23 protein-coding genes are annotated in these 26468 nt (G+C 72.1%); 14 read left to right on the forward strand and 9 right to left on the reverse strand.

Features of this window, described 5'->3' with window-relative positions:
- The first annotated feature begins 110 nt into the window (after positions 1-110).
- The gene (locus tag OG352_RS36805; protein ID WP_329222878.1) at positions 111-2225 is read left to right on the forward strand and encodes a SpoIIE family protein phosphatase; all 2115 of its coding nucleotides are present in this window, start codon (positions 111-113) and stop codon (positions 2223-2225) included.
- A 68-nt stretch (positions 2226-2293) separates the two neighbouring features.
- A complete protein-coding gene (locus OG352_RS36810) occupies positions 2294-3157 on the forward strand; it encodes an Fpg/Nei family DNA glycosylase (RefSeq protein WP_329222879.1) in 864 nt (287 codons plus the stop codon).
- A gap of 98 nt (positions 3158-3255) precedes the next feature.
- Here the strand turns inward: OG352_RS36810 and OG352_RS36815 are convergent, their stop codons facing one another.
- The 3 genes from OG352_RS36815 to OG352_RS36825 all read right to left on the reverse strand — a co-directional run bounded on the left by OG352_RS36815 (position 3256) and on the right by OG352_RS36825 (position 5314).
- Entirely contained in the window at positions 3256-3921 is a 666-nt protein-coding gene (locus tag OG352_RS36815) for a zf-HC2 domain-containing protein (RefSeq protein WP_329222881.1), read from the reverse strand.
- A 141-nt stretch (positions 3922-4062) separates the two neighbouring features.
- Entirely contained in the window at positions 4063-4578 is a 516-nt protein-coding gene (locus OG352_RS36820) for a hypothetical protein (RefSeq protein ID WP_329222883.1), read from the reverse strand.
- A 148-nt stretch (positions 4579-4726) separates the two neighbouring features.
- A complete protein-coding gene (locus OG352_RS36825) occupies positions 4727-5314 on the reverse strand; it encodes a sigma-70 family RNA polymerase sigma factor (protein ID WP_329222884.1) in 588 nt (195 codons plus the stop codon).
- 222 nt (positions 5315-5536) lie between these two features.
- Between OG352_RS36825 and OG352_RS36830 the strand changes: the two genes are divergently transcribed.
- From OG352_RS36830 to OG352_RS36840, 3 genes are all read left to right on the forward strand, one after another.
- Positions 5537-6688 carry a CapA family protein gene (locus OG352_RS36830; protein WP_329224108.1) on the forward strand — a complete coding sequence of 384 codons (1152 nt, stop codon included), beginning with the start codon at positions 5537-5539 and terminating at the stop codon, positions 6686-6688.
- 145 nt (positions 6689-6833) lie between these two features.
- Positions 6834-10124: a bifunctional lysylphosphatidylglycerol synthetase/lysine--tRNA ligase LysX gene (gene lysX / locus OG352_RS36835; protein ID WP_329222886.1), complete on the forward strand. Its 3291-nt coding sequence runs from the start codon at positions 6834-6836 to the stop codon at positions 10122-10124.
- Positions 10125-10235: 111 nt separating this feature from the next.
- A complete protein-coding gene (locus OG352_RS36840; protein WP_329222888.1) occupies positions 10236-11075 on the forward strand; it encodes a polysaccharide deacetylase family protein in 840 nt (279 codons plus the stop codon).
- Positions 11076-11130: 55 nt separating this feature from the next.
- Here OG352_RS36840 and OG352_RS36845 read toward each other — a convergent pair whose 3' ends face one another.
- Positions 11131-11802 (reverse strand): class F sortase, encoded by a 672-nt coding sequence (locus OG352_RS36845; protein WP_329222890.1) that lies wholly within the window; start codon positions 11800-11802, stop codon positions 11131-11133.
- A gap of 334 nt (positions 11803-12136) precedes the next feature.
- Here OG352_RS36845 and OG352_RS36850 point away from each other — a divergent pair, with 334 nt between their 5' ends.
- Entirely contained in the window at positions 12137-12646 is a 510-nt protein-coding gene (locus OG352_RS36850; protein ID WP_329222892.1) for a hypothetical protein, read from the forward strand.
- A gap of 103 nt (positions 12647-12749) precedes the next feature.
- Here the strand turns inward: OG352_RS36850 and OG352_RS36855 are convergent, their stop codons facing one another.
- The 3 genes from OG352_RS36855 to OG352_RS36865 all read right to left on the reverse strand — a co-directional run bounded on the left by OG352_RS36855 (position 12750) and on the right by OG352_RS36865 (position 14980).
- On the reverse strand, positions 12750-13292 hold the full coding sequence (locus OG352_RS36855; RefSeq protein WP_329222894.1) for a hypothetical protein: 543 nt from the start codon (positions 13290-13292) through the stop codon (positions 12750-12752).
- 275 nt (positions 13293-13567) lie between these two features.
- Positions 13568-14332 (reverse strand): bestrophin-like domain, encoded by a 765-nt coding sequence (locus OG352_RS36860; protein WP_329222896.1) that lies wholly within the window; start codon positions 14330-14332, stop codon positions 13568-13570.
- 21 nt (positions 14333-14353) lie between these two features.
- Positions 14354-14980, reverse strand: coding sequence for a hypothetical protein (locus tag OG352_RS36865; RefSeq protein WP_329222898.1), 627 nt, complete (start codon positions 14978-14980; stop codon positions 14354-14356).
- Positions 14981-15242: 262 nt separating this feature from the next.
- Here OG352_RS36865 and OG352_RS36870 point away from each other — a divergent pair, with 262 nt between their 5' ends.
- The 4 genes from OG352_RS36870 (at position 15243) to OG352_RS36885 (ending at position 19939) form a co-directional block, all read left to right on the forward strand.
- The gene (locus OG352_RS36870; protein WP_329222899.1) at positions 15243-16232 is read left to right on the forward strand and encodes an SCO0930 family lipoprotein; all 990 of its coding nucleotides are present in this window, start codon (positions 15243-15245) and stop codon (positions 16230-16232) included.
- 325 nt (positions 16233-16557) lie between these two features.
- Positions 16558-17370, forward strand: coding sequence for an SAM-dependent methyltransferase (locus tag OG352_RS36875; RefSeq protein ID WP_329222900.1), 813 nt, complete (start codon positions 16558-16560; stop codon positions 17368-17370).
- The gene (locus tag OG352_RS36880; protein ID WP_329222901.1) at positions 17367-19502 is read left to right on the forward strand and encodes a putative bifunctional diguanylate cyclase/phosphodiesterase; all 2136 of its coding nucleotides are present in this window, start codon (positions 17367-17369) and stop codon (positions 19500-19502) included. The genes OG352_RS36875 and OG352_RS36880 overlap by 4 nt, the downstream gene beginning before the upstream one ends.
- A 104-nt stretch (positions 19503-19606) precedes the next feature.
- Positions 19607-19939, forward strand: coding sequence for a nuclear transport factor 2 family protein (locus OG352_RS36885; protein ID WP_329224111.1), 333 nt, complete (start codon positions 19607-19609; stop codon positions 19937-19939).
- Between the two features lie 19 nt (positions 19940-19958).
- On the opposite strand, the gene OG352_RS36890 is transcribed toward OG352_RS36885, so the two are convergent.
- Complete coding sequence (locus tag OG352_RS36890; RefSeq protein WP_329222903.1) at positions 19959-20786, reverse strand: LysR family transcriptional regulator; 828 nt, start codon at positions 20784-20786, stop codon at positions 19959-19961.
- A 125-nt stretch (positions 20787-20911) separates the two neighbouring features.
- On the opposite strand from OG352_RS36890, the gene OG352_RS36895 reads away from it, so the two are divergent.
- Positions 20912-21802 (forward strand): NAD(P)H-binding protein, encoded by an 891-nt coding sequence (locus tag OG352_RS36895; RefSeq protein ID WP_329222905.1) that lies wholly within the window; start codon positions 20912-20914, stop codon positions 21800-21802.
- Between the two features lie 4 nt (positions 21803-21806).
- Here OG352_RS36895 and OG352_RS36900 read toward each other — a convergent pair whose 3' ends face one another.
- Positions 21807-22691, reverse strand: coding sequence for a LysR family transcriptional regulator (locus tag OG352_RS36900; RefSeq protein WP_329222906.1), 885 nt, complete (start codon positions 22689-22691; stop codon positions 21807-21809).
- 131 nt (positions 22692-22822) lie between these two features.
- On the opposite strand from OG352_RS36900, the gene OG352_RS36905 reads away from it, so the two are divergent.
- Genes OG352_RS36905 through OG352_RS36915 form a run of 3 tightly spaced genes read left to right on the forward strand, consistent with a single transcriptional unit; the run spans position 22823 to position 26201 of the window.
- A complete protein-coding gene (locus tag OG352_RS36905; protein WP_329224113.1) occupies positions 22823-23494 on the forward strand; it encodes a succinate dehydrogenase in 672 nt (223 codons plus the stop codon).
- Between the two features lie 2 nt (positions 23495-23496).
- Positions 23497-25455 (forward strand): fumarate reductase/succinate dehydrogenase flavoprotein subunit, encoded by a 1959-nt coding sequence (locus OG352_RS36910; RefSeq protein ID WP_329222907.1) that lies wholly within the window; start codon positions 23497-23499, stop codon positions 25453-25455.
- Positions 25452-26201 carry a succinate dehydrogenase/fumarate reductase iron-sulfur subunit gene (locus OG352_RS36915; RefSeq protein WP_329222909.1) on the forward strand — a complete coding sequence of 250 codons (750 nt, stop codon included), beginning with the start codon at positions 25452-25454 and terminating at the stop codon, positions 26199-26201. Before OG352_RS36910 ends, OG352_RS36915 begins: the two co-directional genes overlap by 4 nt.
- The last annotated feature ends 267 nt before the right edge of the window (positions 26202-26468 follow it).

The following is a 26468-nucleotide window of genomic DNA, read 5'->3' on the forward strand; positions in this document are numbered from 1 at the left end:
TGACCCCCACCCCGCATCATCACGGTACGTGATCACCTCATCCGCGCATGTGATGCCCGAACAAAGGCCTCCCGGTCGAATAATCGGGCAAACCCTGACAAAGTGGCTCCATGGTTGATCGGGGAGCGAGCGCCCTGTCACTCCCGGACGACTGGCCCGCCCACCCGGATCCGATCCTGGCGCTCAACCGCATGGGCAGCTTCGACTGGGACCTCGACACCGGGCAGTTCCGCATGGACGCCCGGGCGCACGAGATCTTCGACCTGCGGCCCGACGAGTACGACGGCGACCCCGTCTCCCTCGGAGTACGGGTGCCGCCGGGGGAGGGCATTCGGCTGGACGAGGCGGTCGCCCAGGCCATCAAGGACGGCAGCGAGAACTACGGCGCCTACTTCAGGCTGCGGCGGCGCGACGGCACGCTGCGCTGGACCCACACCCAGGGCTACATCCGGCGCGACGACACCGGCCGCCCGCGCCGCATCGTCGGCATCATCCGCGACGCCACCGACGAGCTCGGCGACCTCGCCGCCCGCGACGACGAGCCCGCCCTGGACGACGCGCGCCGCGCACAGACCAACGAACAGACCAACGTCGTCCAGCTCACCACGGCGGCCCTGGCCCACGCCCGCACCGTGCAGGACGTCATCGACGTCCTCAAGGACACCCACGGCCTCACCCACCTCGGCGCGACCAGCCTCGTCATGGGCCTGGTCGAGGCCGGCCGGATCCGGCTGATCGCCGAAGGACCGGAGGGCAGCTTCGTGCCCGGCACGCTGGTCACCCGGATCGACGAGCCGTACCCGATGAGCGAGGTCGTCCGCACCCTCACCCCCCGCTTCATCGAGTCACCGGAGGAGTTCGCCGGCGGCTACCCCATGCTCTGGTCCTACCTGACCGACCTGGAGATCACCTCGGCGGCCTATCTGCCGCTCATCGTGCAGGCCCGCCCGATCGGCGCGATGGGCCTGCTCTACAGCGACCGCCGCGGCTTCACCCCGGAAGAACGCAACATCCTCGTCGCGCTCGGCAGCAGCATCGCGCAGAGCCTGCAGCGGGCCATGTTCTACGAGCAGGAGAAGGACATCGCCCAGGGCCTCCAGCAGGCCATGCTGCCGCGCACCATCCCCAGCGTGCCCGGCGCCGACGTCGCCGTCCGCTACCGCGCCGCCACCATCGGCGGCTCCCTAGGCCGCGACATCGGCGGCGACTGGTACGACCTGATCCCGCTGCCCGGCGGCCGGGTCGGCGCCGTCATCGGCGACGTCCAGGGCCACGACACGCACGCCGCCGCCGTCATGGGCCAGCTACGGATCGTCCTGCGGGCCTACGCCGCCGAGGGGCACCCGCCGGCCACCGTGATGGCCAGGGCCTCCGTCTTCCTGCACGAGCTCGACACCGACCGCTTCGCCACCTGCCTGTACGCGGAGGCCGACCTCTCCACCGGCGTCGTCCAGATGGTCCGCGCCGGGCACATCGACCCCCTGCTGCGCGCCCCCGACGGGACCTGCCGGCGCGTCTCCGTGGCCGGCGGGCTGCCGCTCGGGCTGTCCGCCGAGTTCGGCAGCCTCGACTACCCGGTCGCCACCGTCGAGCTCGACCCCGGCCACACGCTGCTGCTGTGCACCGACGGTCTGGTCGAGCAGCCCGGCGCCGACCTCGACGACGGCATGCGCGCCCTCGCCGCCATGATCGCCGCCGGCCCCGCGGACGTACGCAAGCTCGCCGACCTGCTGATCGACGTCGCCGAGGAACGCGGCGGCGACGACGACGTGGCCCTGCTCCTGCTGCGCCGCCGCAGCCCGGACGCTCCGCAGGCCGGCAACCGGCTCCAGCAGCACGTGGCGCCCGGCGACCCGGAGGCCCTCACGATGGCCCGGCACATGATCCTCGCCGCCGTCCGCGCCTGGGGCTCCCGGGACCGCTCCGACGAGATCGAGCTGGTCGCCGACGAGCTGATCACCAACGCCCTCATGCACACCGAGGGCGCCGCGATCGTCACCCTGCGGGCGCTCACCGGCGGCGACCGCCGGCTGCGCGTCGAGGTCGAGGACTCCTCCAGCGCCCTGCCGCGCCGCCGCGAGGCGGGCGTGTCGGGCGTCTCCGGGCGGGGCCTGCTCCTGGTCGACCTGCTCGCGGACGCGTGGGGCGTGGAGGCGCGCGGCGGCGGCAAGTGCGTGTGGTGCGAGTTCGTCGTACGCGAGACCCGGCGGCGCGAGGGCTCGTGACGTCGCGAGGACGGTGACGCGGGGACGCGTGACGGGAGGCCGGAGACCCCGCGTGGCACTCTGGACGTATGCCCGAGCTTCCCGAGGTCGAAGCGCTCAAGGACTTCCTGGCCGAGCATCTCGTCGGCCACGAGATCGTGCGCGTGCTGCCCGTCGCGATCAGCGTGCTGAAGACGTACGACCCGCCGGTCACCGCCGTCGAGGGCCGGGAGGTCACCGCCGTGCACCGGCACGGCAAGTTCCTCGACCTGGCGACCGGCGACGGCCCGCACCTCGTCACGCACCTGGCCCGCGCGGGCTGGCTGCACTGGAAGGACCGCCTCCCCGACGGCCCGCCCCGCCCCGGCAAGGGCCCCCTCGCCCTGCGGGTCGCCCTGGAGACGGGGGAGGGCTTCGACCTCACGGAGGCCGGCACCCAGAAGCGGCTGGCCGTGTACGTCGTCCACGACCCGCAGCAGGTCCCCGGCGTCGCCCGCCTCGGCCCCGACCCGCTCGCCGCCGACTTCGACGAGCCCCGCTTCGCCGCACTCCTCGCGGGGGAGCGGCGTCAGCTCAAGGGCGCCCTGCGCGACCAGAGCCTGATCGCCGGCGTCGGCAACGCCTACAGCGACGAGATCCTGCACGCGGCGCGCATGTCCCCCTTCAAACTCGCCGCGTCCCTGACGCCCGAGGAGACCCACACCCTGTACGAGGCCCTGCGCGCGACGCTCACGGAGGCGGTCGGGCGCTCACGGGGTCTGGCGGCGGGGCGGCTCAAGGCGGAGAAGAAGGGCGGCCTGCGGGTCCACGGCCGCACCGGCGAACCCTGCCCGGTCTGCGGCGACACCGTCCGCGAGGTGTCCTTCAGCGACTCCTCGCTCCAGTACTGCCCGACCTGCCAGACGGGCGGCAAGCCGCTGGCGGACCGGCGGCTGTCCAGACTGCTGAAGTAGCCGACCGCTGACGTACGCGACTGTCGAGGTGGGCGACTGCTGATGTACGCGACTGCTGGAGTAGGCACGAAGTGACCTGAACTCACTTCGGGCCGACGTCAGTGGGCCGGGAGCGTCACCAGGTGCTCGCCGGCCGCCGTGCGCAGCTCGTAGCGGGCGATCTGGTCGGCGTGCCAGGCCGCGGCGCCCTGCACGGTGTTGGGACGGGCGTCGTGCTCGGGGACGGTCCAACTGGTGACCGTCTGCTCGGAGCCGTCGACGCCGATGGCGATCAGCCGGCAGGAGCGGGGACCGGCCCCGTCCTTGACCTGCAACTCCACGTGGCTGCCCCACGCTTCGTTCTCCGTGGTGACCTGCGCCCACACCCCGGACTTCTCGTCCGTCGCGGTGACCCGTACGGGGGCCTCGGCGCTGTCGCCGCCGCTGCCGCCCGCCATCATCGCGAGCACCGGACCGGCCAGCGCGACCACCACCGAGGCGGCCACGGCGTACAACACCCGGCGGCGCACGGCCCGGTGACGGACCGCCACCTCGCCGAGCAGCCGGTCCAGCAGTTGCGGGCCGGGCCCGGCGAAGGGGTGCACGGCGCGCGGGGTGGCGCGCCGGTAGAGCATCATCTGCCGGGCGGTGGGGCCGAACTCGGTGACCTGCGCCGCGCATTGAGGACACTCCATGAGGTGGTCCTCGAAGCGGAAGGCTTCCGTTTCGTCCAGCACGCCGAGCGCGTACGCGCCGACGTCGCGATGCCTTTCCAGGGACCTCATGCCGAAACCTCGTACCGTTGAGTGCCAGTGGGGTTACTCCTTGCTCCCATCGGTACGCACTCGGCCGGCGAATCACTCAAGCCACGTACCGAATCGTGACCCAGATGTTCGGAGCGGACCGGCCCGCGGATTGGTGCGAATCTAGAAAAGATGAATCGCGAGATGGCCGAGGGGCAGTCCGAGCTGCCAGGCGGGCGTCCAGACCTTCGGTCCGTCGTCCTCGCCGACCACCGGCGCACCGCCCGGCACCGCGTTGAGGTCGGGAGCCAGCAGCTCCGTCTCCTCCAGCCAGCGCCAGGCCGCGGCCGCCAGTTCGAGATCCGGAACAGGACCGTCGGACTCGGCGGCCTCAGCCGTCAGTTGGGACATACGTTCACCGACCCAGTCCTGCCACGGCCGGTCGTACGCCGTGAGCGAAAGCCAGGTCTCCAACTGGGTCACGACCCGGATGCCGGGCAGCTCACCGTCGGTGTCGGACAGGAAGATGGTCAGCGCCAGGGCGTCGCGCCCGGCGCGGAACTCGAAGGACGTCGGCGGCATCAGATCGCCGGTCCGCAGCAGTTCGTCGGCGATGTACTCGGCGTACAACCAGGCCATGGGGACGGTGAGTTCCCCGCCGCCGGTGCCGTCCGTGTCCTGGTGACCTCTGTGCAGCATCCCTTCCTGCCTTCCTCCGGTGCGTGCGCGTCGCCCGATGCCGGGATCCCGAGCCGGGACCCCAACCGGAACGCGGATAAGGACACCCGATTACTCAAAGGGGGTCCTCGGCAAGGCGCTTTGCGGAGGCTTTACCTAGCCGTGGGTTTCAGCGCAGGTCGGCCGCATAACCCGGGAGCACCCGGCGCAGGGCGCGCAGCGCGTAATACGCGCGGGACTTCACGGTACCCGGCGGAATGCCGAGGGCCTCGGCGGCCTCCGCCACACTCGCCCCACGGAAATACACCAGCACCAGGACTTCACGGTGCTGCGGAGTGAGTGTCTTCACAGCCTCGCGCACATCGAGGGCGGCGGCCGCCCGCTCGGCGTGGTCGGCGTACACCGGCGCGTTCTCCAGCACCGCGTCCCCGACCTCGGCCGGGCGCGCCTGCCGGGCCCGCCGCGCGTCGATGGCGAGCCGCCGGCCCACGGTGAGCAGCCAGGGCCGTACGGAGTCGAAGGCGTCGGCGCGCAGTGCCTCGGGGTGCTGCCAGGCGCGCACCAGGGTCTCCTGGACGAGGTCCTCGGCGCGCTGGCGGTCGCCGTCGGACAGCCTCAGCAGCAGCGCGAAGAGCGGCCGGCCGTGTTCGCGCTGGAGCGCGGCGAGCTCGTGCTCGGCGGTCGTCGACCCGGTGGTCGACCCGGTCGGCGGCCTGGTCGTCGGCTCGGTCGCGGTGAGGGTGGTTCCGGCGGTCATGGGCGTATGGCACCGCAGTGCGCCGGTTCGGGACAGGGTGCGCACAGGTATCTGCGGCGGACGGTCGATCGCGTCGACGAACGGTTCGACGAACGGTCCGGGCTACGCCGATCGCGGGCATCGGGCCCGGCCGAAGGGAGCGGCGGGGCGGCCCGCCGCCTCTCATGGATTAGTAGTGATACGTGCGTAAATATGACAATTCCTGTGAAGTGGGGTGACCCGGTGATCGCGCGCAGACACCAAGTGGCCCTGGCCCTGACGGCCGTCCTCACGTCGGCCGCCGCCTGCCAGGCCCGAGACCACCAGTCGGCCGAGCGGCCCGGCCGCCCGGCGCCGTCCGCCGCCCGCGGGTTCACCCTCGTGGCCTCCGGCGACATCCTCCCGCACACCAGCGTCATCGACCGCGCCCGCTTCGACGCGGGCGGCATCGGCTACGACTTCCGCCCGATGCTCGACGGCATCGAACCCGTCGTCTCCCGCGCCGATCTGGCCCTGTGCCACATGGAGACCGTCTACGGAGCGAACGGCGACTACACCGGCTACCCCGCCTTCAAGTCCCCGCCCGAGATCGCCCAGGCCCTCGCCGCCACCGGCTACGACGGCTGCTCCACCGCCTCCAACCACAGCCTCGACGACGGCGCCGCCGGCGTACAGCGCACGCTCGACGCGCTCGACGGCGCCGGCGTACGGCACGCGGGCACCGCGCGCACCGAGGCCGAGGCCAACTCGGTCACGCTGCTGCGCGCGGGCCCGGCGCAGGTCGCCCACCTCGCCTACACCTACGACACCAACGGCTACCCGCCCCCGCCGGGCCAGCCCTGGACCGTCAACCTCATCGACGAGACCCGGATCGTCGCCGACGCCAGGGCCGCCCGGAAGGCGGGCGCCGACGTGGTCGTCGTCTCCCTGCACTGGGGCACCGAATGGCAGGACGCCCCGGACGACCGCCAGCTCACCCTGGCCCGCGCGCTCACCGCCTCCCGCACCGGCGGCCGCCCCGACATCGACCTGATCCTGGGCACCCACGCGCACGTCCCGCAGGCCTACGAGAAGGTCAACGGCACCTGGGTCGTCTATGGCATGGGCGACCAGATCGCGGGCGAGATGTCCAACTACCAGGGCGTCCAGGACCCACGCGGCAACCAGTCCACCATCGCCCGCTTCACCTTCGCCCCGCCCGCCCGCCACGGCGCCCGCTGGGAGGTGCGCAAGGCCGAGTTCGTCCCCCAGATGTTCGACATCGACGCCGGCCGGGTCGTCAACCTCAACCAGGCCCTCGCCCAGGGCGCCGGCGTCGAGGGCGTCCGCGACCGCATCAGGGACGTCGTCCTCAGCCGGGGCGCGGCCAAGGACGGGCTGGTGATGGGGGAGTAGCGGCGGCGGGGCTCCGGGCTTCTGCGGGTGGCGAGGTGACGCGGCGCCGATGCCTTCCCAGCACACGGCGCCTGGCCGGCCGGGCAGGCGCCGTGTGCGGGCCGCTCGACGGGCGGCGCGGCGCGGGTGTTCCTACAGTCGGAGCATGAGTGCCACCGTGGAGAGAGCCGCGGCCGAGGACACCCCGGGCCCGCCACGGCGGCCCGCGGGCCGCCACCTCGGCCGGGTGCCCGAAGCCTTCGCCGCCTTCCTCGGCGCCCTCGGCCTGCTCTGCGTCCTGCTCGCCCTCGTCCCGCCGCTGCGCCGCCTGCTGCGCCCGGTGGTCCGCTTCCTGGACCTCCTCACCGTCCCGGTCAGCGCCAACCTCGCCTACGCCGTCTTCCTCTTCCTCCTCGCCGCCGCCACCGCCGCCCGCAAGAAGGTCGCCTGGTGGCTGGTCGTCGTCTACCTGGGCCTGCTCGTCCTCACCGACATCCTCGGCGTCGCCCTCGGCCTGTACGCGGAGTCCGTCCCGTCCCTCGTGGTGTGCGCACTCGCCCTGGTCCTCCTGGTCGTCGCCCGACGGGAGTTCTACGCCGCCTCCCGCCGCGCGGCCCTGCGGCGGGCGCTCGCCGTCCTGTGCGTCGGGCTCGGCCTGGCGATCCTCGCGGGCTGGGGCCTGGTGGAACTGTTCCCGGGCACCCTGCCGCGAGGCCAGCGCTTCGGCTGGGCCGCCAACCACGTCCTGGGCGGCCTGGTCTCCACCCGCTCCTTCGACGGCCGCCCGCCCCACGCCCTGTTCTTCCTCCTCGGCCTGTTCGGCGCCCTCGCCCTCCTCAACGCCGCCGCCACCCTCTTCCGCTCCCAGCGCCTGGAAGCCGCCCTGCACGGCGACGAGGAGTCCCGCATCCGCGCCCTGCTGAAGGCCTACGGCGAGCAGGACTCCCTCGGCTACTTCGCCACCCGGCGCGACAAGGCCGTCGTCTTCTCGCCCAGCGCCAAAGCCGCCGTCACCTACCGAGTCGAGGCCGGCGTCTGTCTGGCCAGCGGCGACCCCGTCGGCGACCGCGAGGCCTGGCCGCACGCCATCGCCGCCTGGCTGGACGCGGCCCGCCGGCACGCCTGGGCGCCCGCGGTCATGGGCGCCTCGGAGGACGGCGCGAAGGCCTTCGCCCGCGCCGGCCTCGGCGCCCTGCAACTCGGCGACGAGGCCATCCTGCACGTCGCCTCCTTCGACCTCGCCGGGCGCGGGATGCGGGTCACCCGGCAGGCCGTGAACCGGGTCCGCCGCACCGGCGCCACCTGCCGGGTCCGCCGCCACTCCACCCTCACCGACCAGGAGATGGAGGAGGTGGTCGACCGCGCCGACGCCTGGCGCGACACCGAGACCGAACGCGGCTTCTCCATGGCCCTGGACCGCCTCGGCGACCCCGCCGACGGCGACTGCCTCCTCGTCGAGGCCCTGGACGAGGACGGCCGCCTGCTCGCCCTGCTCTCCTTCGTCCCCTGGGGCACGGACGGCATCTCCCTGGACCTGATGCGCCGCGACCGCTCCGCCCCCAACGGCGTCATGGAGTTCATGGTCGCCGACGTGTGCGCCGCCGCCCCCAAACTCGGCGTCCACCGGATCTCCCTGAACTTCGCCGTCTTCCGCTCGGCCTTCGAGGAGGGCGCCCGCATCGGCGCCGGACCGGTCCTGCGGCTCTGGCGCCGCCTGCTGCTGTTCTTCTCCCGGTGGTGGCAACTGGAGGCCCTCTACCGCTCCAACGCCAAGTACCGCCCCGCGTGGTACCCCCGCTTCCTCTGCTACGGCGACGCCGGCTCCCTCGCCCGGGTCGGCCTCGCCTCCGGCATCGCCGAGGGCTTCGTCTCCGTACCCTCCCTGCGCAAGCTGTGGGGCAAGCGGCTGCCGAAGGGCGCGCTGCGCCCCGCCACCACCGAAGGCCTGCCGTCCCTGGCGGCGCTCGGCCTCGACGGAGGGGGCGAGGCCGCAGGCGCCGGCCCGGACGCGGGCCGGCCCGAACAGGTGCGCGTCCGGCACCACACACTCGACCGGCTGCGCGCCGCGGGCACCGACCCCTACCCGGTCGGCGTCCCGACCCGCACCCACACCCTCGCGGCCCTCGCCGGGATCCCCGCGGGCGAGACGGTCACCGTCGCCGGCCGGATCATGCGCGTCCGCGACTTCGGCGGCATCGTCTTCGTGACGCTGCGCGACTGGTCCGGCGACCACCAACTCGCCCTGACCCGCGAGGCCCTCACGCGCCAGGCCCTCGGCTCCTTCCGGGCCGGCACCGACCTCGGCGACCACCTCTGCGCGACGGGCCGGGCGGGCGTCAGCGACCGGGGCGAACCGACCGTCTTCGTGACGTCCTGGCAGCTCACCGCCAAGTGCCTGCGCCCCCTGCCCGACAAACGCCGCGGCCTCACCGACCCGGAGTCCAAGGTCCGGCTGCGCTACCTCGACCTGGTCGCGAGCCCCGCCGCACGCGACGTCGTCCGGGCCCGCTCCACCGCCGTACAGGCCCTGCGCCAGGGCCTGTTGGAGCGCGGCTACCTCGAGGTCGAGACGCCGATGCTCCAGCAGATCCACGGCGGCGCCAACGCCCGCCCCTTCACCACCCACATCAACGCCTACGACCTCGACCTCTACCTGCGCATCGCCCCCGAGCTGTACCTGAAGCGGCTGTGCGTCGGCGGCCTGGAGAAGGTCTTCGAGATGGGCCGCACCTTCCGCAACGAGGGCGTCTCCCACAAGCACAACCCCGAGTTCACGATGCTGGAGGCCTACCAGGCGTACGCCGACTACGACGTGATGCTCGACCTGGTCCGCGAGCTGATCCAGGGCGCGGCCACGGCCGCCTTCGGCTCGCCCCTCGCCCGCAAGGACGGGCGGGAGTACGACATCTCGGGGCAGTGGCCGGTCCGGACGGTCCACGGCGCGATCTCGGAGGCCCTCGGCGAGGAGATCGACGCCGACACCCACCTGACGGTCCTGCACCGGCACTGCGACCGCGCCAAAGTCCCGTACACACCGGACGACGGCCGCGGCGACGTCATCCTGGAGATGTACGAACGCCTCGTCGAGGAGAAGACCCGACTCCCCACCTTCTACAAGGACTTCCCCACGGACGTCTCACCGCTGACCCGACAGCACCGCACGGACCCCCGGCTGGCCGAACGCTGGGACCTGGTCGCCTTCGGCACCGAACTGGGCACCGCCTACTCGGAGTTGACCGACCCGGTCGAACAACGCCGCCGCCTCACCGAGCAGTCCCTGCTGGCCGCCGGCGGAGACCCCGAGGCGATGGAACTCGACGAGGACTTCCTCGACGCCCTCGAATACGCCATGCCCCCGACCGGCGGCCTCGGCATCGGCGTCGACCGCCTCGTCATGTTCCTCACCGGCCTCACCATCCGCGAGACCCTCCCGTTCCCCCTGGTACGCCACCGCTGACGAGCCTCGGTCGACCGTCCGGGGCCGCCGTTGCGCCGGGCGGGTGGAATCGTGCCGCCGATGCGGTGTCGGTGTGGTGCGTCGGGGGCCGGCCGGGCGACTGATGACTGCATGAAGAAGGATCAGTTGTTCACCCGGCGCCGGGCGTTGCTCGCCGCCGGCGCCGCCGCCGTCGGAGCCGTCGGCACGGCCGGAGTGTTCGGGTGGGGCGGCGACGGCAAGCCGGTCAAGGCCGCCCCCGCCGCCGGCGCCCCGCCGCGCAGCCTCCCGCTGAAGCCCTCCGCCTACCGCCTCCAGCCGCTGACCGGATACGCCCCCCCACGCGCCGCGCCCGCCCTCACCCCGGTGCGCAGCGAACCGCTGCTGAAGATGACCGGCCCCGGCAGCACCATGGTGCTGACCTTCGACGACGGCCCCGACCCCCGCTACACCCCCGGCATCCTCGACACCCTGGCCGAGTACGACGTGCGCGCGATGTTCTTCGTGTGCGGGGAGATGGCCGTCGACAACCAGGACCTGCTGGAACGCATGGCCGACGAGGGCCACATCGTCGGCAACCACACCTGGTCCCACCCCCTGCTCACGAAGCTCACCCGCCGTCAGATCCACTCCGAGATGGCCCGCACCAGCGACGTCATCGAGGAGGGCTACGGCGAGCGGCCCCGCTGGTTCCGCGCCCCCTACGGCGCCTGGAACCGCGCCGCCTTCCAGCTCGGCGCCGAACTCGGCATGGAACCCCTCGCCTGGACGATCGATACCCTCGACTGGACCACCCCCGGCACCGGCTCCATCGTCCAGCGGGTAGAGCACGGCGCCGCCCCCGGCGTCGTGGTGCTCTCGCACGACGCCGGGGGCGACCGCTCCCAGAGCGTGCGGGCCCTGCGCGCCTATCTGCCGGAGCTGCTGAACTCCGGCTATCGCATCACCGTCCCGCACCGGCAGTACACCTGACGCAGGCCCCGCCCCGCCCCTCTCCCCCCGCCCCGCCCGCCTGGTCGAGAACCGCTCAGCGGACCTCGACCAGGCGGGCGAAGGCGACGACGTTCCCGTCGTATCCGTTCGCCTTGGAGAAACCGCCGCCGCAGGTGATGACCCGCAGTTCGGGAGAGCCCTTGGAGGCGTAGACGCGGTCGCCGGGGAAGTTGTTCTTCGCGAAGACCTCGATGCCGTAGATCTCGAAGACCGCGGTCTTTCCGTCCTGCCGCGCCACTTCGACGCGGTTTCCCTTCTTCAGCGCCCCGAGACCGTAGAAGACGGCGGGGCCCAGTTTGTTGTCGACATGGCCGACGACGACCGCCGTGCCCTTCTCGCCGGGCGAGACCCCGCCCGTGAACCAGCCGGCCAGGTTCGGGTCCTCCGGCGGCGGCGCGCCGACCCAGCCGTCCGTGTCCAGACCGACCGCCATGACCGGCGCGTCCACCCGGATCGCGGGGATCCGCACCCGGTTCGGCGCGGCGTACGGCAGCGCGGCCGCGGCCACGCCGAAGGTGCCGCCGGCGGTGCGGCTGTCCGCGGCCGCCGCCGAGGCCGGCTGCGGCGGGCCGATGTCGAATTCTCCCGACCCGTTCCGGATGAGCGCGAGACCGGCCAGCAGAACAAGCGCTATCACCCCCCAAGGGGCGCGCTTCTTCTGCCGCTCCTCGTCTTCCGCCGCCTCGGACAGCTCGTACGCAGACATTCGCCATCCCCTTTCGACGCGGCCGTCGCCACGTCCTTCTCGCGCATATGAGAACGCTAAGTCCCGCGCGGGAAACCGGCGACGGGGCAGCGGCGAACGGGTGGCACCGGTGTCCCTCGGTGCGCCATCCGAGTTGCCGACGGCAGGAATTTTCTGACGGTCCGTGACCTGCGGCGATATCCGATTGTGTGCATTTCGCTCGGCGTGTCCTCTCACCAGGACGGACCATTCCCGAAATGCGGGCGCGCGCACGGCATCTGAGGGTCAGTCCGGGAGGTGCTTTCTCGCCGACATGCCGGGGCCGGGCCCCGGGGCGCCTTCCGCGGAGGATCACATGCGAACCACTCGTGTCCTGGCGGCCTCGGCGGTCTCAGCCGTCGCCGTCGCCGCCCTCGGCCTCGCCGCACCCACGGCGCTCGCCCGCGACGGCATGGGCGCCAACCCGAGCAACATCGTCGTCCTGCCCAGCGTCATCGCCCGCGGCGGCCAGATCAGCGTCACCGTCGACGGCTGCCCCGGGGGCGGCACCATGACCTCGCCCGCCTTCGGGACGGCCCCCCTGACCGCGCTCCTCGGCAGCAGCAGCCAGACCGCCAAGGGCACGGCCACCATCAACGACAACGCCCAGCCCGGCACCTACGACATCACCGTCACCTGCTCCGGACGGCCCCTGACCCGCCCCGCCGCCTTCACCGTCATCGGCGGGGTCCGCGGCGGTCTCGGCGGCAGCACCACCACCGGCGCCACCCCGACCGACATGGCCATCGGCGGCGGGCTCGTCGCCGCGGCCCTGGTCGGCGGTGGTCTGTTCTGGATGCGGCGCCGCGCCGAGCGCCACATCTGAGCCGCACCCCGTCCCCTCGAACGACCGCACACAGCGCAGGCCTTCGCCCCGGATCCCAGCAGGGACAGGGGCGAAGGCCTGCGCGCGGCGGGACCGTCGGCCGTCAGCCGGCGTCCTCACCGGCGCGGCGCCGGGAGAACCAGTACGCGGCACCGACCGATCCGGCGATGAGCGCGGCGCCCATCCCGATCTCCTTCAGGTCGAACCCGGCGACGCTGCCGCCCTCACCGGCGTGCACACCCTGCGGCACCGGATAGGGCTCGGGCGTGGGACGGGCCGGACGGCCGCCGGCGATCGTCAGCTCCTTGACGGCGCTGATGCCGCCGCAGCCGAACGTCACCCGGTACGACGCGCCCGCCTTGGCCTCCCAGTGGATCAGAGCCACCGCCGACGAGGACCCCTTCGGGATGACGACCGTGCCGAACACCTCCGACGAGACCGTCACGGAACTGCGGCAGCCACTGGCGCTCCGGTCCACCTGAAGGGTGACCTGCCCGCCCGCCACGATGGTCGAGGGCAGCGCGGTGTAGCCGTTGGACATGACGTAGTGGTTGTCGTCGCCGTCACTGGCGACGGCGGCGGGTGCGGAGAAGGTCAGGGCGGTGACGCCCAGCAGAGCGGCCGAAGCGACGCGTATCGCGCGCATGGTGGATCCTCCGGTCCCCGAGGAGCAGCCTGCGGACCTCTTCCGCTTGCGCCATAAATGCACCTCGATGACCGAAACGCTAGGAACATGTGTGCGCCTCCGCGATCGGGGTCGCGCGAATGGGGCAAGCGTGTGGGCCGCACGGGGGACGCCGTTCGTGCGACCGGGGGACGGCGGCGGCGTGGCGGCCGTCCCCCGGCGCGGGAACGTGAGGTGAGCGGGCGTCGACCCTTGAGGAGCCCCAGTCCCTGAAGAGTCCCCGCCCCTGAAGAGCCTCAGCCCTTGATGTGCGGGAAGAGGTGGAGGAACGGTTCCGCCGATGCGGTGATGCCCCGGCTGTAGGGCGCGTCGAAGTCCCAGATCAGGAAGAGCAGGAAGGCGATGAGCGCGGAGAACAGTCCGGCCAGGACCAGTTCCCGGGGCGTACGCCGGATCTGCAGCGCGAAGACCATGCCGATGGTGATCGCGGCCCCGGCCAGCAGCCCGAACCACACCACGCCGGGCATGGTCGCCCCGGTCGACTCCGCGCGGGCGTTGCGTGCCTGGTCCGCGGCGGCCATCTGGTCGAGCAGCGGCTGGTAGGCCTGCGCCTGGAAGTCGGTCGCCGGCTGGTAGTCCGTGACGTCGACCCGGACCCGCTGGAGGAGTTCGTCGCCGCGCTCGGTCACCTCGCCGTCGTCGGCCATCTTCTTCCACTCGACGGTGACGACGTGTCCGACATAGGCGTTGACATCCTCCCGAATGCGGTCACGGACGTCGGCCGGGTAGACCCGCACCCGCTCCGAGATCTCGTGCAGCGCCTGGGCCTCCGCCTGGACGTGGTCCTGGGCGACGCTGCGCGCCTCCCAGACGCCCGCGATGGCCAGGCCCAGGACGATGGCGTACACCACGCCGATCCACATCGTCATGTACTCGATGACGTCCGGGGTCTCGGAGGGGTCCTCGTCCTCGGGCGCCCTGCGGTGCCGTACGAGGGTGACGATGACCACCACCGCGCAGGCGGCGAGCATCGCGAGGGTGAGAACAAGCCATTCCGGCAAGAGATGCCTCCAGCATCGGCGTTAACGCGGTCGCAGCGCGGCGACGGCGATCACCGCGGGCACGGTGATGAGCAGGACGTAGGTGACCGGCGACTGGCCGCCGCGGGCGGGCCGCTGGTGCGCCGAGGGGTGGTACGCCGGGTAGTGCACCGGGGTCACGGAGGGGCGCGGCGTGGGCGTGGGCGTCGGCTGGGGGGTGGGAGTCGGCGTGGGCTTCGGCGGCGGTGGGGGAGCCGGCCGGGGGAGTGGTGCCGCGGGCCGGGGCGGTGCGGGCGCCGGGGGCGGCGGCTTCGGGCGCGGCTTCGGCGCCGGAGGTTTCGGCTCCGGCGTCGGCGTCGGCTCGGGGGTGGGTGCCGGCGGTGGGGTCGGGGGCGGTGTGGGGGTCGGCGTCGGCTTGGGGGGCTTCGGTTTCGCCGGCGTGGGAGTCGGGGTGGGCGTCGGCGTCGGTTTGGGGCACACCGGGGGAGTCGGCCACGGGTGACTCCCCGCGACCGCCACCGCCTCGATGCCGTCCGGGCCCGTCGAGGTGTACGCGCACGCGTCGGCCGCGGCCACCCCGGCCGGTGCGGCCGCGAGGATCCAGGCCACGGTCATCAGGGCCAACGCCCTGGTGACGAGGGCGGATCGGGTCAGTTCGGGTCCATGCACGACGGAGATCATGCGGCCTCGCGCACCGGCGCACGCCCACGCCGGGCGAGGATTGCCCCGAACGGGGGAAGTTCACGTTCAGAGGTTTGACCTGGGCGCGGAGCCGGTCGGATGCCTGGTCGATTCGGAGGCCGATCACAGGTCGCGGAAAGTTTTTTGTGCCGGGTTTGAACGCAACGACCACCCCTCTGCGTATTCAGGACCGTGCGGCGGCGCAGCAGGGCGCTGCAACACCCTTGTGACGATCGGGGAGTTGTTGACGATGAAGACCACCTGGCGGAGCGCCTCACTCGCGGCGGGCACTGTGGCCGTTCTGGCGCTGACTACGGCGTGCGGATCGGAAAGCGGCACGTCGGCGTCGAGCCAGAACGTCGGGGCCACGGCTCCCGCCGGTGGCATCGCGGGCGTCGGCGGCGGCTACGGCGGTGTCGGCGCCGGTGCGAGCGCCAGTGCCAGTGCCCCGGCCGGTGTCGGCGCGGGTACGGGCACCGACACCGGTGCCCAGTCCACCGATGCCGGTGAGCTGGCCATCTCCGCGAACGCCGAGCTCGGCAAGATCCTTACCGACAGTGCAGGCAAGACCCTCTACCGCTTCGACGCGGACACCGCTGAGCCCCCGAAGTCCAACTGCGAGGGCGACTGCGCGACCACCTGGCCGCCGGTGTCCGCCGACGACATCAGCGCCGGCGACGGCATCGACAAGTCGCTGCTGGGCGAGACCACCCGTCCCGACGGCAGCAAGCAGCTCACCGTGGGCGGCTGGCCCGCCTACTACTACGCGAAGGACGCCAACCCCGGTGACACCACCGGCCAGGGCGTGGGCAACAAGTGGTTCGCGCTGGCTCCCGACGGCAAGAAGGCCAAGACGGAGTCCCAGTCCGCCCTGGCGGGGCTGTCCGTGCGCAAGGACCCGAAGCTGGGCGACATCGTCGTCGACAAGAACGGCATGACGGTCTACCGCTTCCTCAAGGACAAGGCGTGGCCCAAGCCGGTGTCGAACTGCAACGGTGCCTGCCTGGAGAAGTGGCCGGTCGTCGCGCCGGTCGAGGCCAACGACACCGAGGGCGTCCAGAAGAAGGGCCTCATGAGCTTCACCCGGGGCGACGGCGTCAAGCAGCAGACGGTCAACTGCTCGCCTATCTACACCTTCACCGGTGACAAGGCCGCCGGCGACACCAACGGCCAGGGTGTGGGCGGCACGTGGTACGCCGTCGCGCCCGACGGAAAGCTGGTCGGAGCGCCGGCGCAGTAGGGATCACCTCCCCAGGGCCGATCCCGCAGCTGCCCCGATCACGCACGACCTCAGGTCCGCCCCCTCCGCGCCGCACGGAGGGGGCGGACCGTTGTGCTTGTCCGCCACCCGCGTCCTGTGCGTAGACTTTCGCCGCCCTGAGGGCCGCTCCGGAGCGCTCCGGGACGCCTCGGGCACTTTTCGTAGCCCTCGGGGTCGCCGATTCGGCACGTGCCGCAGGCAGTGACCGGGAACGGACGGTCAATTTCCGTTTCCACTCGCCCGTTTGGCGGGCGATCAGTAGCCTCAGCTCGAACACCGGATCGCCTACGCCTTGGAGAGATAGATGGAGCGTCCCGCCTGGGCCCCTCGGAGCATCGACATCTCGGTGCCGAGCGTCTCGCGGATCTACGACTACTACCTGGGCGGGTCGCACAACTTCGAGGTCGACCGGGAAGCGGCCCGCAAGGCCATGGAGTTCATGCCGGGGCTGCCGAAGATCATGCAGGCGAACCGGGCGTTCATGCGCCGCGCCGTGCGGTACGCGGTCGCCGAGGGCGTCACCCAGTTCCTCGACATCGGCTCCGGAATCCCCACCTTCGGCAACGTCCACGAGGTCGCCCAGGCGGCCGGCCCCGGGGCGCGTGTGGTCTATGTCGACCATGACCCGGTGGCCGTCGCGCACAGCCAGGAGGTGCTGGCCGGCAACGCCGACGCCGACGTCGTGGCCGCCGATCTGCGCAAGCCGCACGAGATCCTCGGCAGCCCGCAGGTGGAGCAACTGATCGACCTGGAGCGGCCGGTGGCGCTGCTGCTCGTCGCGATACTGCACTTCGTGGAGGACGCGGACGACCCGTACGAGACGGTGGCCGAGTTCGCCGCCGCGCTCGCGCCGGGCAGTCTGCTCGTGCTCACGCATGCCTCGTACGAGGGAATCCCGTTGCCGCCGGAGCGGACCCAGGGCGCGGTGGACGTGTACAAGGACATTCGCAACCCGCTGATCATGCGCTCGCGTGCCGAGATCGAGCGGTTCTTCGAGGGGTACGACATGGTGGAACCGGGACTGGTGCCGATGCCGCGCTGGCGGCCGGACACGGCGCCGGAGGACGAGGACCCGTGGGGCTTCTCCGGTTTCGCCGGCGTGGGGCGTACGGCGTGAGTGCGGAGCCGGACGGTCCGGAGGACAGACTGCGGCGGTTCGTGACGATCTGGAGCCGGGCCGTGTTCCCGGTGACCTCGACGTCGCTGACCCGGCCCGAGCTGGAACAGCGACTTCTGCCGCTGGCGCGGCGGTTGCGCGAGGCGCTGCTGGAGCGGGCCTTCGACGCCGAGGCGGGCAAGACGGTGGGCGCCGCCCTCGTCGACGCGCACTGCACCGACCCCGAGGCGCTGAGCAGATCGCTCGACTGCGTCGACGCCTACCTGGTGCTCTACTGCGGCGAGGACGGCCCCCAGGAGGACCTGCGCACCCGTGCCTCGCGGCTGCAGCACGCCATGGCGGCCGGGTTCGCGCAGGCGCTGCGCGAGCGCACGCTCGCCGAGCAGGAGGCCATCGCCCAGGCCGCGTTGCGCGCCCAGGGTGTCGTCGCACAGGCGCTGCACGCGAGCGAGGCCCGCTTCCGCGCGGTCTTCGAGGGCGCCGCGATAGGAATCGGCATCGCCGACCTGGACGGCAACGTCCTCCAGATCAACGGGGCGTTGCTGCGCATGTTCGGCGGCTCCGAGCAGACCCTGCGCGGCCGCAGGGTCCAGGAGCTGACCCATCCCGAGGACGCGCCGCAGACCTGGAAGCTCTACGACGAACTCGTCCGCGGCGACCGCGAGCACTACCACACGGAGAAGCCGTTCAGCCGCCCCGACGGCACGGTCCTGTGGACCAACCTGACGGTCTCCCTGCTGCGCGACGCCGACGGCGAACCGCAGTACACGCTGGCCCTGATGGAGGACACCACCGAGCGCCGGCTGCTCAACCTCCGGCTGCGCTACGAGGCCACCCACGACGCGCTGACCGGCCTGCCCAACCGCACCCTGTTCTTCGAACGCCTGGAGAAGGCGCTCGGGGCCGGCGAGGGCCAGCGCTTCGGTCTGTGCTACCTCGACCTGGACGGTTTCAAGACGATCAACGACAGCCTCGGCCACGCGGCCGGCGACCGGCTGCTCGTCGAGGTCGCCGACCGGCTGCAGTCCTGCGCGACGGCGCCCGGCGAGATGGTCGCGCGCCTGGGCGGCGACGAGTTCGTGGCGCTGACCACCGGCCCCGACACCCGCCACGAGGTCGACGAACTCGCCGCGCGCATCATGAACGCCCTGCTCGCACCGGTCAGCATCGACGGCCGGGAGCTGACCGTGCGCGGCAGCATCGGCATCGTCGAGGGGCCGGCCGGGGAACGCAGCGCGGCGGAGGTGCTGCGCAGCGCCGACATCACCATGTACCGGGCCAAGTCGGCGGGCGGCAACCGCTTCGAGCTCGCCGACCCCGAGGCCGACGCCCGCGCGATCACCCGGCACGGCCTGACCACGGCGCTCCCGGCGGCCCTCGAACGGGGCGAGTTCTTCATCGAGTACCAGCCGCTCGTCCACCTCGGCGACGGCAGTGTGCGCGGCGCGGAGGCCCTGGTGCGCTGGCTGCACCCGCAGCACGGGGTGCTCGGCCCCGACCGGTTCATCCCGCTCGCCGAGCACACCGGGCTGATCGTGCCGCTGGGCCGCTGGGTCCTGGAGGAGTCGGTACGGCAGGCCGGCGAGTGGCGGGAGCGCAACGGGGACACCGCCCCCGTCCGCATCAACGTCAACCTCTCCCCGTGCCAGCTCACCCACCCCGGTCTGGTGCAGGACACCGTCGACATCCTGGAGCGGGCGGGCCTCGCACCGGAGGCCCTGTGCCTGGAGGTGACGGAGTCGGCGCTCATCGGAGCCGACGACGACCTGCTCAAACCGCTGCGCCGGCTCGCCGAGATGGGCGTCGACATCGCCCTGGACGACTTCGGCACCGGCTACTCCAACCTGGCCAACCTGCGCCGTCTCCCGGTGAGCGTGCTCAAGCTGGACCGCTCCTTCACCCAGGGCATGCAGCAGTTCCCGGCGGACCCCGTCGACCTCAAGATCGTCGAGGGGATCGTGTCGCTCGCCCACAGCCTGAACCTCGCGGTCACGGTGGAGGGCGTGGAGACCGGCGCGCAGGCCGAGCAGCTCCGCATACTGGGCTGCGACACGGCCCAGGGCTGGTACTACGCCCGCCCGGGCCCGGCGGACCGGCTCCACGAACTGGCCCTGGTGGACGCGACGGGGTGAGCGGCGTGAACGACGACGGATACGACGTGAACGAAGACGGATACGACGCGAAGGACGACGTGAAGGACGACGTGAACGCGGCGATCGCCGGCGAGCTGGCCCTCATGGATCCCGCCGTGCGCGCCTCCCGCGCCGACTTCGAGCGGCTGCTCGACCCCGAGTTCGTCGAGGTCGGCTCCTCGGGCCGCCGCTACACGTACGCGGACATGCTGGCCTGGCTGCCCGAGCATGCGGGCAGCGCGCGGGGCGGCCCCCGCTACGAGCCGTCGGCGATCGAGGGCGTCCTGCTGGCCCCCGGCCTGGTCCACCTCACCTACGAGACGGACTTCGACGGCCACCGCGCCCGCCGCAGCTCGCTCTGGCGCAGGCGGAGCGAGGAGACGGGCTGGCGGATATACTACCACCAGGGGACACCGGTACCGCCCGAGGCCGCGTGACACGCACCCGTCCCGGCCGTCAGCCCGCTTCCGCCACGGACATGGCAGCCCGGACGAGGGCGGCTGTCGCCGTCGAGCGGGACTGCTGCGGCCAGGCGATCGTCAGGACCGCGGGCGGGGCATCCAACACCGGGCGGTAGACGACGCCCGGACGCGGGTAGCGGACGGCGACGGAGGCGGGGAGCAGCGGCACGACCCGGCCCAGGCCGACCAGGGTGAGCAGTTGGGCGAGGTCGTGGCCCTGGCTGCGGATCTCGTGCAGGTACTGGGGCAGGTCGCCGGGGCGCAGGTCCAGGTCGGCCAGGGTCAGGCGGTCACGGGCGGCGAGCGGGTGGCTCGTGGCGAGGGCGGCGACGCGCGGCTCGGTCGTGAGCGTCTCGGCGTCGAGGCCGGCGTGGTCGAACGGCTCGTAGATCAGGGCGGCATCGGCCTCGCCGAGCCGCAGCAGCCGGGGCTGCTCCTGCCAGCCGGACAGGCGGACGGTGACCGGCAGCGCCTCCGGCTCCTGTGCGTAGCGTGCGCACAGTGCCTCCAGCAGCCCCCCGTCACCGTCGGCCTTCATGGCCAGGACGAGCCTCGGCTCCGTGGCCGCCGCCCGCCGGGCCCGTCGACCGGCGGCCTCCAGCGCGTCCAGCGCCGTCCTGGCCTCGGTCAGCAGCACGGTCCCCGCCGGGGTCAGCGCCACGCTGTGGGTGGTCCGCGCGAACAGGGTGACGCCCAGCTCCGTCTCCAGTCGGCGGATCGCCCGGGACAGCGGCGGCGGCGAGATGCCCAACCGCTCGGCCGCGCGGGCGAAGTTGAGCTCCTCGGCGACGGCGACGAAGTAGCGCAGCGGACGGGACTCCACGGGCGGCCCCCTCGGTTCGGTATTGCTCTGAGGGTAACAACCGTGAGCGGAACGGTCCTTCAGTTCGGCGGCGCCAGGCAGCAGGCTCGACGGCATCCCAACCGCCTTTGTCCCTGGAGCAGTTCATGATCGTCGTCACCACACCCACCGGGCAGATCGGCCGTGAGGTCGTCGCCCGCCTGCTCGACGCCGGCGAGGGTTCCGTACCGGTCCGGGTGATCGCCCGCGACCCCGCCGCGCTCGCCCCGCAGGTGCGCGAGCGCGTGGAAGTCGTCCACGGGTCGCACGCCGACCCCGTCGTGCTGAAAGAGGCCTGTCAGGGTGCCGACCAGGTGTTCTGGCTGGTCCCGCCGACCTCGACCGCGCCCGACTCCGAGGCGCACTACGGCGCCTTCACCGACCGGCTGTGCGAGGTGATCGAGGCGCAGGGCACGAAGCGGGTGGTGGCCGTCTCCACCCTCGGCCGTGGAGTCGCGCAGAACGCCGGGCTGATCTCCACCGGCCTCGCCATGGACGAGCGGATCGCGGCCACGGGCGTCCACTACCGGGCGCTGTGCCCGCCGGCCCTGATGGAGAACACGCTCCGCCAACTGGCCGCGATCCGTGACACCGGCGTGTTCGACACCTCGCACGTGGCCGACCGTGTGCTGCGGCTGTGCGCCACGCGCGACGTCGGCGCCGCGGCGGCCCGGCTGCTGCTCGACGACTCCTGGACCGGGCGGGCGGACGTCCCCCTGGTCGGTCCGGACGACCTGACCCCCGAGGGCATGGCCGCAGTGCTCGCCGAGGTGCTCGGCCGGCCCGTGCGCACCCGGTTCGCACCCGTCACCGAGCTGCGGGCGGGGCTGCTGCGTGCCGGGGCGACCGAGGACTGGGTCCGTTCCTACACCGCCATGGTGACGGCCCAGAACGAGCAGGGTTTCTACGGCGCCTCCCAGCTCCCCACCCCCGGCCTCGCGCCCACCACCTTCCGCCAGTGGTGCGAGGAGGTGCTGCGGCCGGCGGCCGAGAGCTGACCGCTCATCTCTCCAGCAGCATCCGCTGCAACTCCCGCGCGGCCCGCGGCGGAGCCACGTCGCTGCGGTGGGCGAGGGCGATCGTGCGGTGCAGGCCGGGCCGGGTGAGCGGGGTGACCCGTAGCCCCCGGCCCGACCGGGCGGCCACCATCCGGGGGACGACGGCCATCCCGAGCCCGGCCCGCACGAACCCGAGCACCGCGTCCATCTCCCCGCCCTCGACCGCGAAGTCCGGCTCGAACCCCTCCGCCCGGCACGCGGCCACGGTGAGTTCCCGCAGGTCGTAGCCGTGCCGGAACATTACCAGGCGCTCGCCCTCCAGATCGGCGATCCGTACGGTCCGGTGTCCGCCGCCCGGTTTGGGCACCTCGGGGGAGGACACCACGACCAGGTCCTCCCGCAGCAGTTCCACCGTCGTCAGCGCCGGGGACGGGGTCGGCAGGGGGAGCACCACCAGGGCCAGGTCCAGCGCGCCGCGGGCCAGCTCCCGGACGAGGTCGTGCGAGCCGCCCTCCTCGATCAGCAGCCGGATGCCCGGGTAGCGGTCGTGGAAGGCGCGCAGCACGTCCGGCAGCAGACCGGTGAGCAGACTCGGCGTCGCCCCGAGCCGTACCCGCCCGCTGCGCAACTGCACCAGCTCCTGCACCTCGTACCGCGCGGTCTCCGTGTCCGCCAGGATCCGCCGGGCCAGGGGCAGCAGTGCCTCGCCCGCGTCGGTGAGCGTGATGTTGCCGCGCGCCCGCAGGAACAGATCCGCGCCCAACTCCCGCTCCAGCGCCTTGATCTGCTGCGACAGCGAGGGCTGCGCGACATGTACGAGCTCGGCGGCCCGGGTGAAGTGCCGGGTCTCGGCGACCGCCACGAAGTACTGGAGCTGCTGGAACTGCATCCAGCCATGATAGGCACCTCGATAGGCGCAGGCTATGGAAACGAGCCGGACCATGTCTTGGACCGATGGGGTCGCCCGGCTCTAGCGTCTTGGCCATGGCACTGGCAACGCGGACGGACCGACGGCCGTCGATGGCGCGCACCGTGTGGGACTCCTCCGTCGGCAAGAAGACGGTGATGGCCGTCAGCGGCCTGACCATGCTGCTGTACCTGGTCGTCCACATGATCGGGAACCTGAAGATCTTCTTCGGGCCGGGCGAGTTCAACCACTACGCGCACTGGCTGCGCACGGTCGGCGAGCCGTTCATGCACTACGAGTGGACGCTCTGGCTGATCCGCGTGGTGCTGGTCGTCGCGGTCGTCGCCCACGCCGTCTCCGCGTACCAGCTCAGCCGCCGCGACCTCAGGGCCCGGCCCAGCGGGTACGTGCACAGGAAGCCCCGGGCGAGCTACGCCACGCGCACCATGCGCTGGGGCGGGATCATCCTCGGCCTGTTCATCGTCTGGCACGTCCTGGACCTCACGACCGGCACCGTGCACAGCGGCGGCTTCCAGGATGGCCATCCGTACCAGAACGTCGTGGACACCTTCTCCACCTGGTACGGCAACGTCGTCTACATCGTCGCGATGCTCGCGCTCGGCCTGCACGTGCGGCACGGCTTCTGGGCCGCGGCCCAGACCCTCGGCGTCGGCAGCCGCACCCGCGACCGCGCCCTGAAGACCATCGCGAACGTCCTCGCGCTGCTGCTCACGGCCGGCTTCGTCGCCGTACCCGTGGGCGTCATGACCGGAGTGGTGAGCTGAACATGACTGTCTCCTTCCAGTACGCGGACTACGGGACCGGCGAGCCCCTCGTCGACGCCAAGGCCCCGGCCGGCGCTGTCGCCGAGCGCTGGGACAAGCGCCGCTTCGAGGCCAGGCTGGTCAACCCGGCCAACCGGCGCAAGCACACGGTGATCGTCGTCGGCACCGGCCTCGCCGGAGGCGCCGCCGGTGCCACGCTCGCCGAACAGGGCTACCACGTCGTCCAGTTCTGCTACCAGGACTCCCCGCGCCGCGCCCACTCCATCGCCGCGCAGGGCGGCATCAACGCGGCGAAGAACTACCGCAACGACGGCGATTCGATCCACCGGCTGTTCTACGACACCGTCAAGGGCGGCGACTTCAGGGCGCGGGAGTCCAACGTCCACCGGCTGGCGCAGATCTCCGTCGAGATCATCGACCAGTGCGTGGCACAGGGCGTGCCCTTCGCGCGGGAGTACGGCGGTCTCCTCGACACCCGCTCCTTCGGCGGCGTCCAGGTGTCCCGGACGTTCTACGCCCGCGGTCAGACGGGCCAGCAGCTCCTGCTGGGCGCCTACCAGGCGCTGAGCAGGCAGATCGCCGCCGGGAACGTCGAGATGCACCCGCGCACCGAGATGCTCGACCTGATCGTGATCGACGGGCGGGCGCGCGGGATCGTGGCCCGGGACCTGATCACGGGGAGGACCGACACGTACTTCGCCGACGCCGTCGTACTCGCCAGCGGCGGCTACGGAAACGTCTTCTACCTGTCGACCAACGCCATGAACTCCAACGCCACCGCGATCTGGCGGGCGCACCGGCGGGGCGCGTACTTCGCCAACCCCTGCTTCACGCAGATCCACCCCACCTGCATCCCGCGCACCGGCGACCACCAGTCGAAGCTGACGCTGATGAGCGAGTCGCTGCGCAACGACGGGCGGATCTGGGTGCCGAAGGCCAAGGGCGACGACCGTCCGCCGAACCGCATCCCCGAGGACGAGCGCGACTACTACCTGGAGCGCATCTACCCCTCCTTCGGCAACCTGGTCCCGCGCGACATCGCCTCCCGCGCCGCCAAGAACGTCTGCGACGAGGGCCGGGGCGTCGGACCCGGCGGGCAGGGCGTGTACCTGGACTTCGCCGACGCCGTCGAGCGGATGGGCCGCAAGGCCGTCGAGGAGAAGTACGGCAACCTCTTCGACATGTACGCGCGGATCACCGCCGAGGACCCGTACACGGTCCCGATGCGGATCTACCCCGCCGTGCACTACACGATGGGCGGCCTGTGGGTCGACTACGACCTCCAGACCACCGTCCCGGGCCTGTTCGCGATCGGCGAGGCCAACTTCTCCGACCACGGCGCGAACCGACTCGGCGCGTCCGCGCTGATGCAGGGGCTCGCCGACGGCTACTTCGTCCTGCCGGCCACCATCAACGACTACCTCGCCCGCCACCCGCACCAGGACCCGGTGAACGACGAACACCCCGTCGTGCAGGAGGTGTTGGCCGAGACCCAGGACCGTCTGAACCTGCTGCTGTCGGTCGACGGCGACCGCACCCCCGACTCCTTCCACCGTGAACTCGGCGAGCTGATGTGGGAGTTGTGCGGCATGGCCCGCTCGGACACCGGACTGCGCAAGGCACTTGAGCGCATCCCGCAGATCCGCGAGGAGTTCTGGCGGCGCATCAAGGTCCCGGGCACCGGCGAGGAGTTCAACCAGTCCCTGGAGAAGGCCAACCGGATCGTCGACTACCTCGAACTCGCCGAGCTGATGTGCCTCGACGCACTGCACCGCGCCGAGTCCTGCGGCGGCCACTTCCGCGAGGAGTCGCAGACCCCGGACGGCGAGGCCGCGCGCCGGGACGAGGAGTTCGGCTACGCCGCCGCCTGGGAGTTCACCGGCACCGGCGAGGCACCGACCCTGCACAGGGAAGACCTGGTCTTCGAGTACGTCCACCCCACCCAGCGGAGCTACGCATGAAGCTCACCCTGCGCGTCTGGCGGCAGCGCGCCGCCGACGCCGACGGCGCCATGTCCACGTACGAGGTGGACGGCATCTCGCCCGACATGTCCTTCCTGGAGATGCTCGACACCCTCAACGAGGAACTCATCCTGCGCGGCGACGACCCGGTCGCCTTCGACCACGACTGCCGCGAGGGCATCTGCGGCGCGTGCAGCCTGGTGATCAACGGTGACGCGCACGGACCGGAGCGGACCACCACCTGCCAACTGCACATGCGGTCCTTCCGGGACGGCGACACGATCGACGTCGAGCCGTGGCGGGCCGCCGCCTTCCCGGTCGTCAAGGACCTGGTGGTCGACCGCAGCGCCTTCGACCGGATCATCCAGGCCGGCGGTTACGTCACCGCCCCCACCGGCGCCGCGCCCGAGGCCCACGCCACGCTGGTGCCCAAGCCCGACGCCGACTTCGCGTTCGAGCACGCCGAGTGCATCGGGTGCGGGGCGTGCGTCGCCGCGTGCCCCAACGGGGCGGCGATGCTGTTCACTTCCGCCAAGGTGAACCATCTCAACGTGTTGCCGCAGGGGGCGCCCGAGCGCGAGACGCGGGTGCTGGACATGGTGGCGCAGATGGACGCGGAGGGGTTCGGGGGGTGCACGTTGACGGGTGAGTGTGCGACTGCCTGCCCCAAGGGGATTCCCCTCGTGTCCATCACCGGGATGAACAAGGAGTGGTTGCGGGCCACGCGCAGGGTGGGGAAGCGGTAGCGGCGCCGGCGGGTGCGGGTCGGCTGTGGCTGGTCGCGCCCGCGCGGCGGAGCCGCATATCGGGACAGCCCCGCGCCCCTATCGGGGCGCTTCAAGTGAACGTTCGCCGAAGAGTGCGGACGGGCGGGGCCGGGAGTGGTGCTCATTTCCGGCCCCGTCTGGGTTTTCGGCGTCCGGCTCTCGCCGTTCAACAACCCCACATCCCCGCTCCTGGCACAGGTCACGTACACGCCAACCGCCGTAGGAAGAACAGACCCGGCGGCACCG

The organism is Streptomyces sp. NBC_01485, from assembly GCF_036227125.1.
Classification (GTDB): Bacteria; Actinomycetota; Actinomycetes; order Streptomycetales; family Streptomycetaceae; genus Streptomyces.

Coding starts and splice junctions, on each gene's coding strand:
- OG352_RS36885 (WP_329224111.1), top strand. CDS start 19,607: ATGGATCCCGCCGTGCGCGCCTCCCGCGCCGACTTCGAGCGGCTGCTC.
- OG352_RS36875 (WP_329222900.1), top strand. CDS start 16,558: ATGGAGCGTCCCGCCTGGGCCCCTCGGAGCATCGACATCTCGGTGCCG.
- OG352_RS36900 (WP_329222906.1), bottom strand. CDS start 22,691: ATGCAGTTCCAGCAGCTCCAGTACTTCGTGGCGGTCGCCGAGACCCGG.
- OG352_RS36895 (WP_329222905.1), top strand. CDS start 20,912: ATGATCGTCGTCACCACACCCACCGGGCAGATCGGCCGTGAGGTCGTC.
- OG352_RS36870 (WP_329222899.1), top strand. CDS start 15,243: ATGAAGACCACCTGGCGGAGCGCCTCACTCGCGGCGGGCACTGTGGCC.
- OG352_RS36910 (WP_329222907.1), top strand. CDS start 23,497: ATGACTGTCTCCTTCCAGTACGCGGACTACGGGACCGGCGAGCCCCTC.
- OG352_RS36845 (WP_329222890.1), bottom strand. CDS start 11,802: ATGTCTGCGTACGAGCTGTCCGAGGCGGCGGAAGACGAGGAGCGGCAG.
- lysX (WP_329222886.1), top strand. CDS start 6,834: ATGAGTGCCACCGTGGAGAGAGCCGCGGCCGAGGACACCCCGGGCCCG.
- OG352_RS36840 (WP_329222888.1), top strand. CDS start 10,236: ATGAAGAAGGATCAGTTGTTCACCCGGCGCCGGGCGTTGCTCGCCGCC.
- OG352_RS36915 (WP_329222909.1), top strand. CDS start 25,452: ATGAAGCTCACCCTGCGCGTCTGGCGGCAGCGCGCCGCCGACGCCGAC.
- OG352_RS36820 (WP_329222883.1), bottom strand. CDS start 4,578: ATGCTGCACAGAGGTCACCAGGACACGGACGGCACCGGCGGCGGGGAA.
- OG352_RS36810 (WP_329222879.1), top strand. CDS start 2,294: ATGCCCGAGCTTCCCGAGGTCGAAGCGCTCAAGGACTTCCTGGCCGAG.
- OG352_RS36905 (WP_329224113.1), top strand. CDS start 22,823: ATGGCGCGCACCGTGTGGGACTCCTCCGTCGGCAAGAAGACGGTGATG.
- OG352_RS36805 (WP_329222878.1), top strand. CDS start 111: ATGGTTGATCGGGGAGCGAGCGCCCTGTCACTCCCGGACGACTGGCCC.
- OG352_RS36815 (WP_329222881.1), bottom strand. CDS start 3,921: ATGAGGTCCCTGGAAAGGCATCGCGACGTCGGCGCGTACGCGCTCGGC.
- OG352_RS36855 (WP_329222894.1), bottom strand. CDS start 13,292: ATGCGCGCGATACGCGTCGCTTCGGCCGCTCTGCTGGGCGTCACCGCC.
- OG352_RS36825 (WP_329222884.1), bottom strand. CDS start 5,314: ATGACCGCCGGAACCACCCTCACCGCGACCGAGCCGACGACCAGGCCG.
- OG352_RS36850 (WP_329222892.1), top strand. CDS start 12,137: ATGCGAACCACTCGTGTCCTGGCGGCCTCGGCGGTCTCAGCCGTCGCC.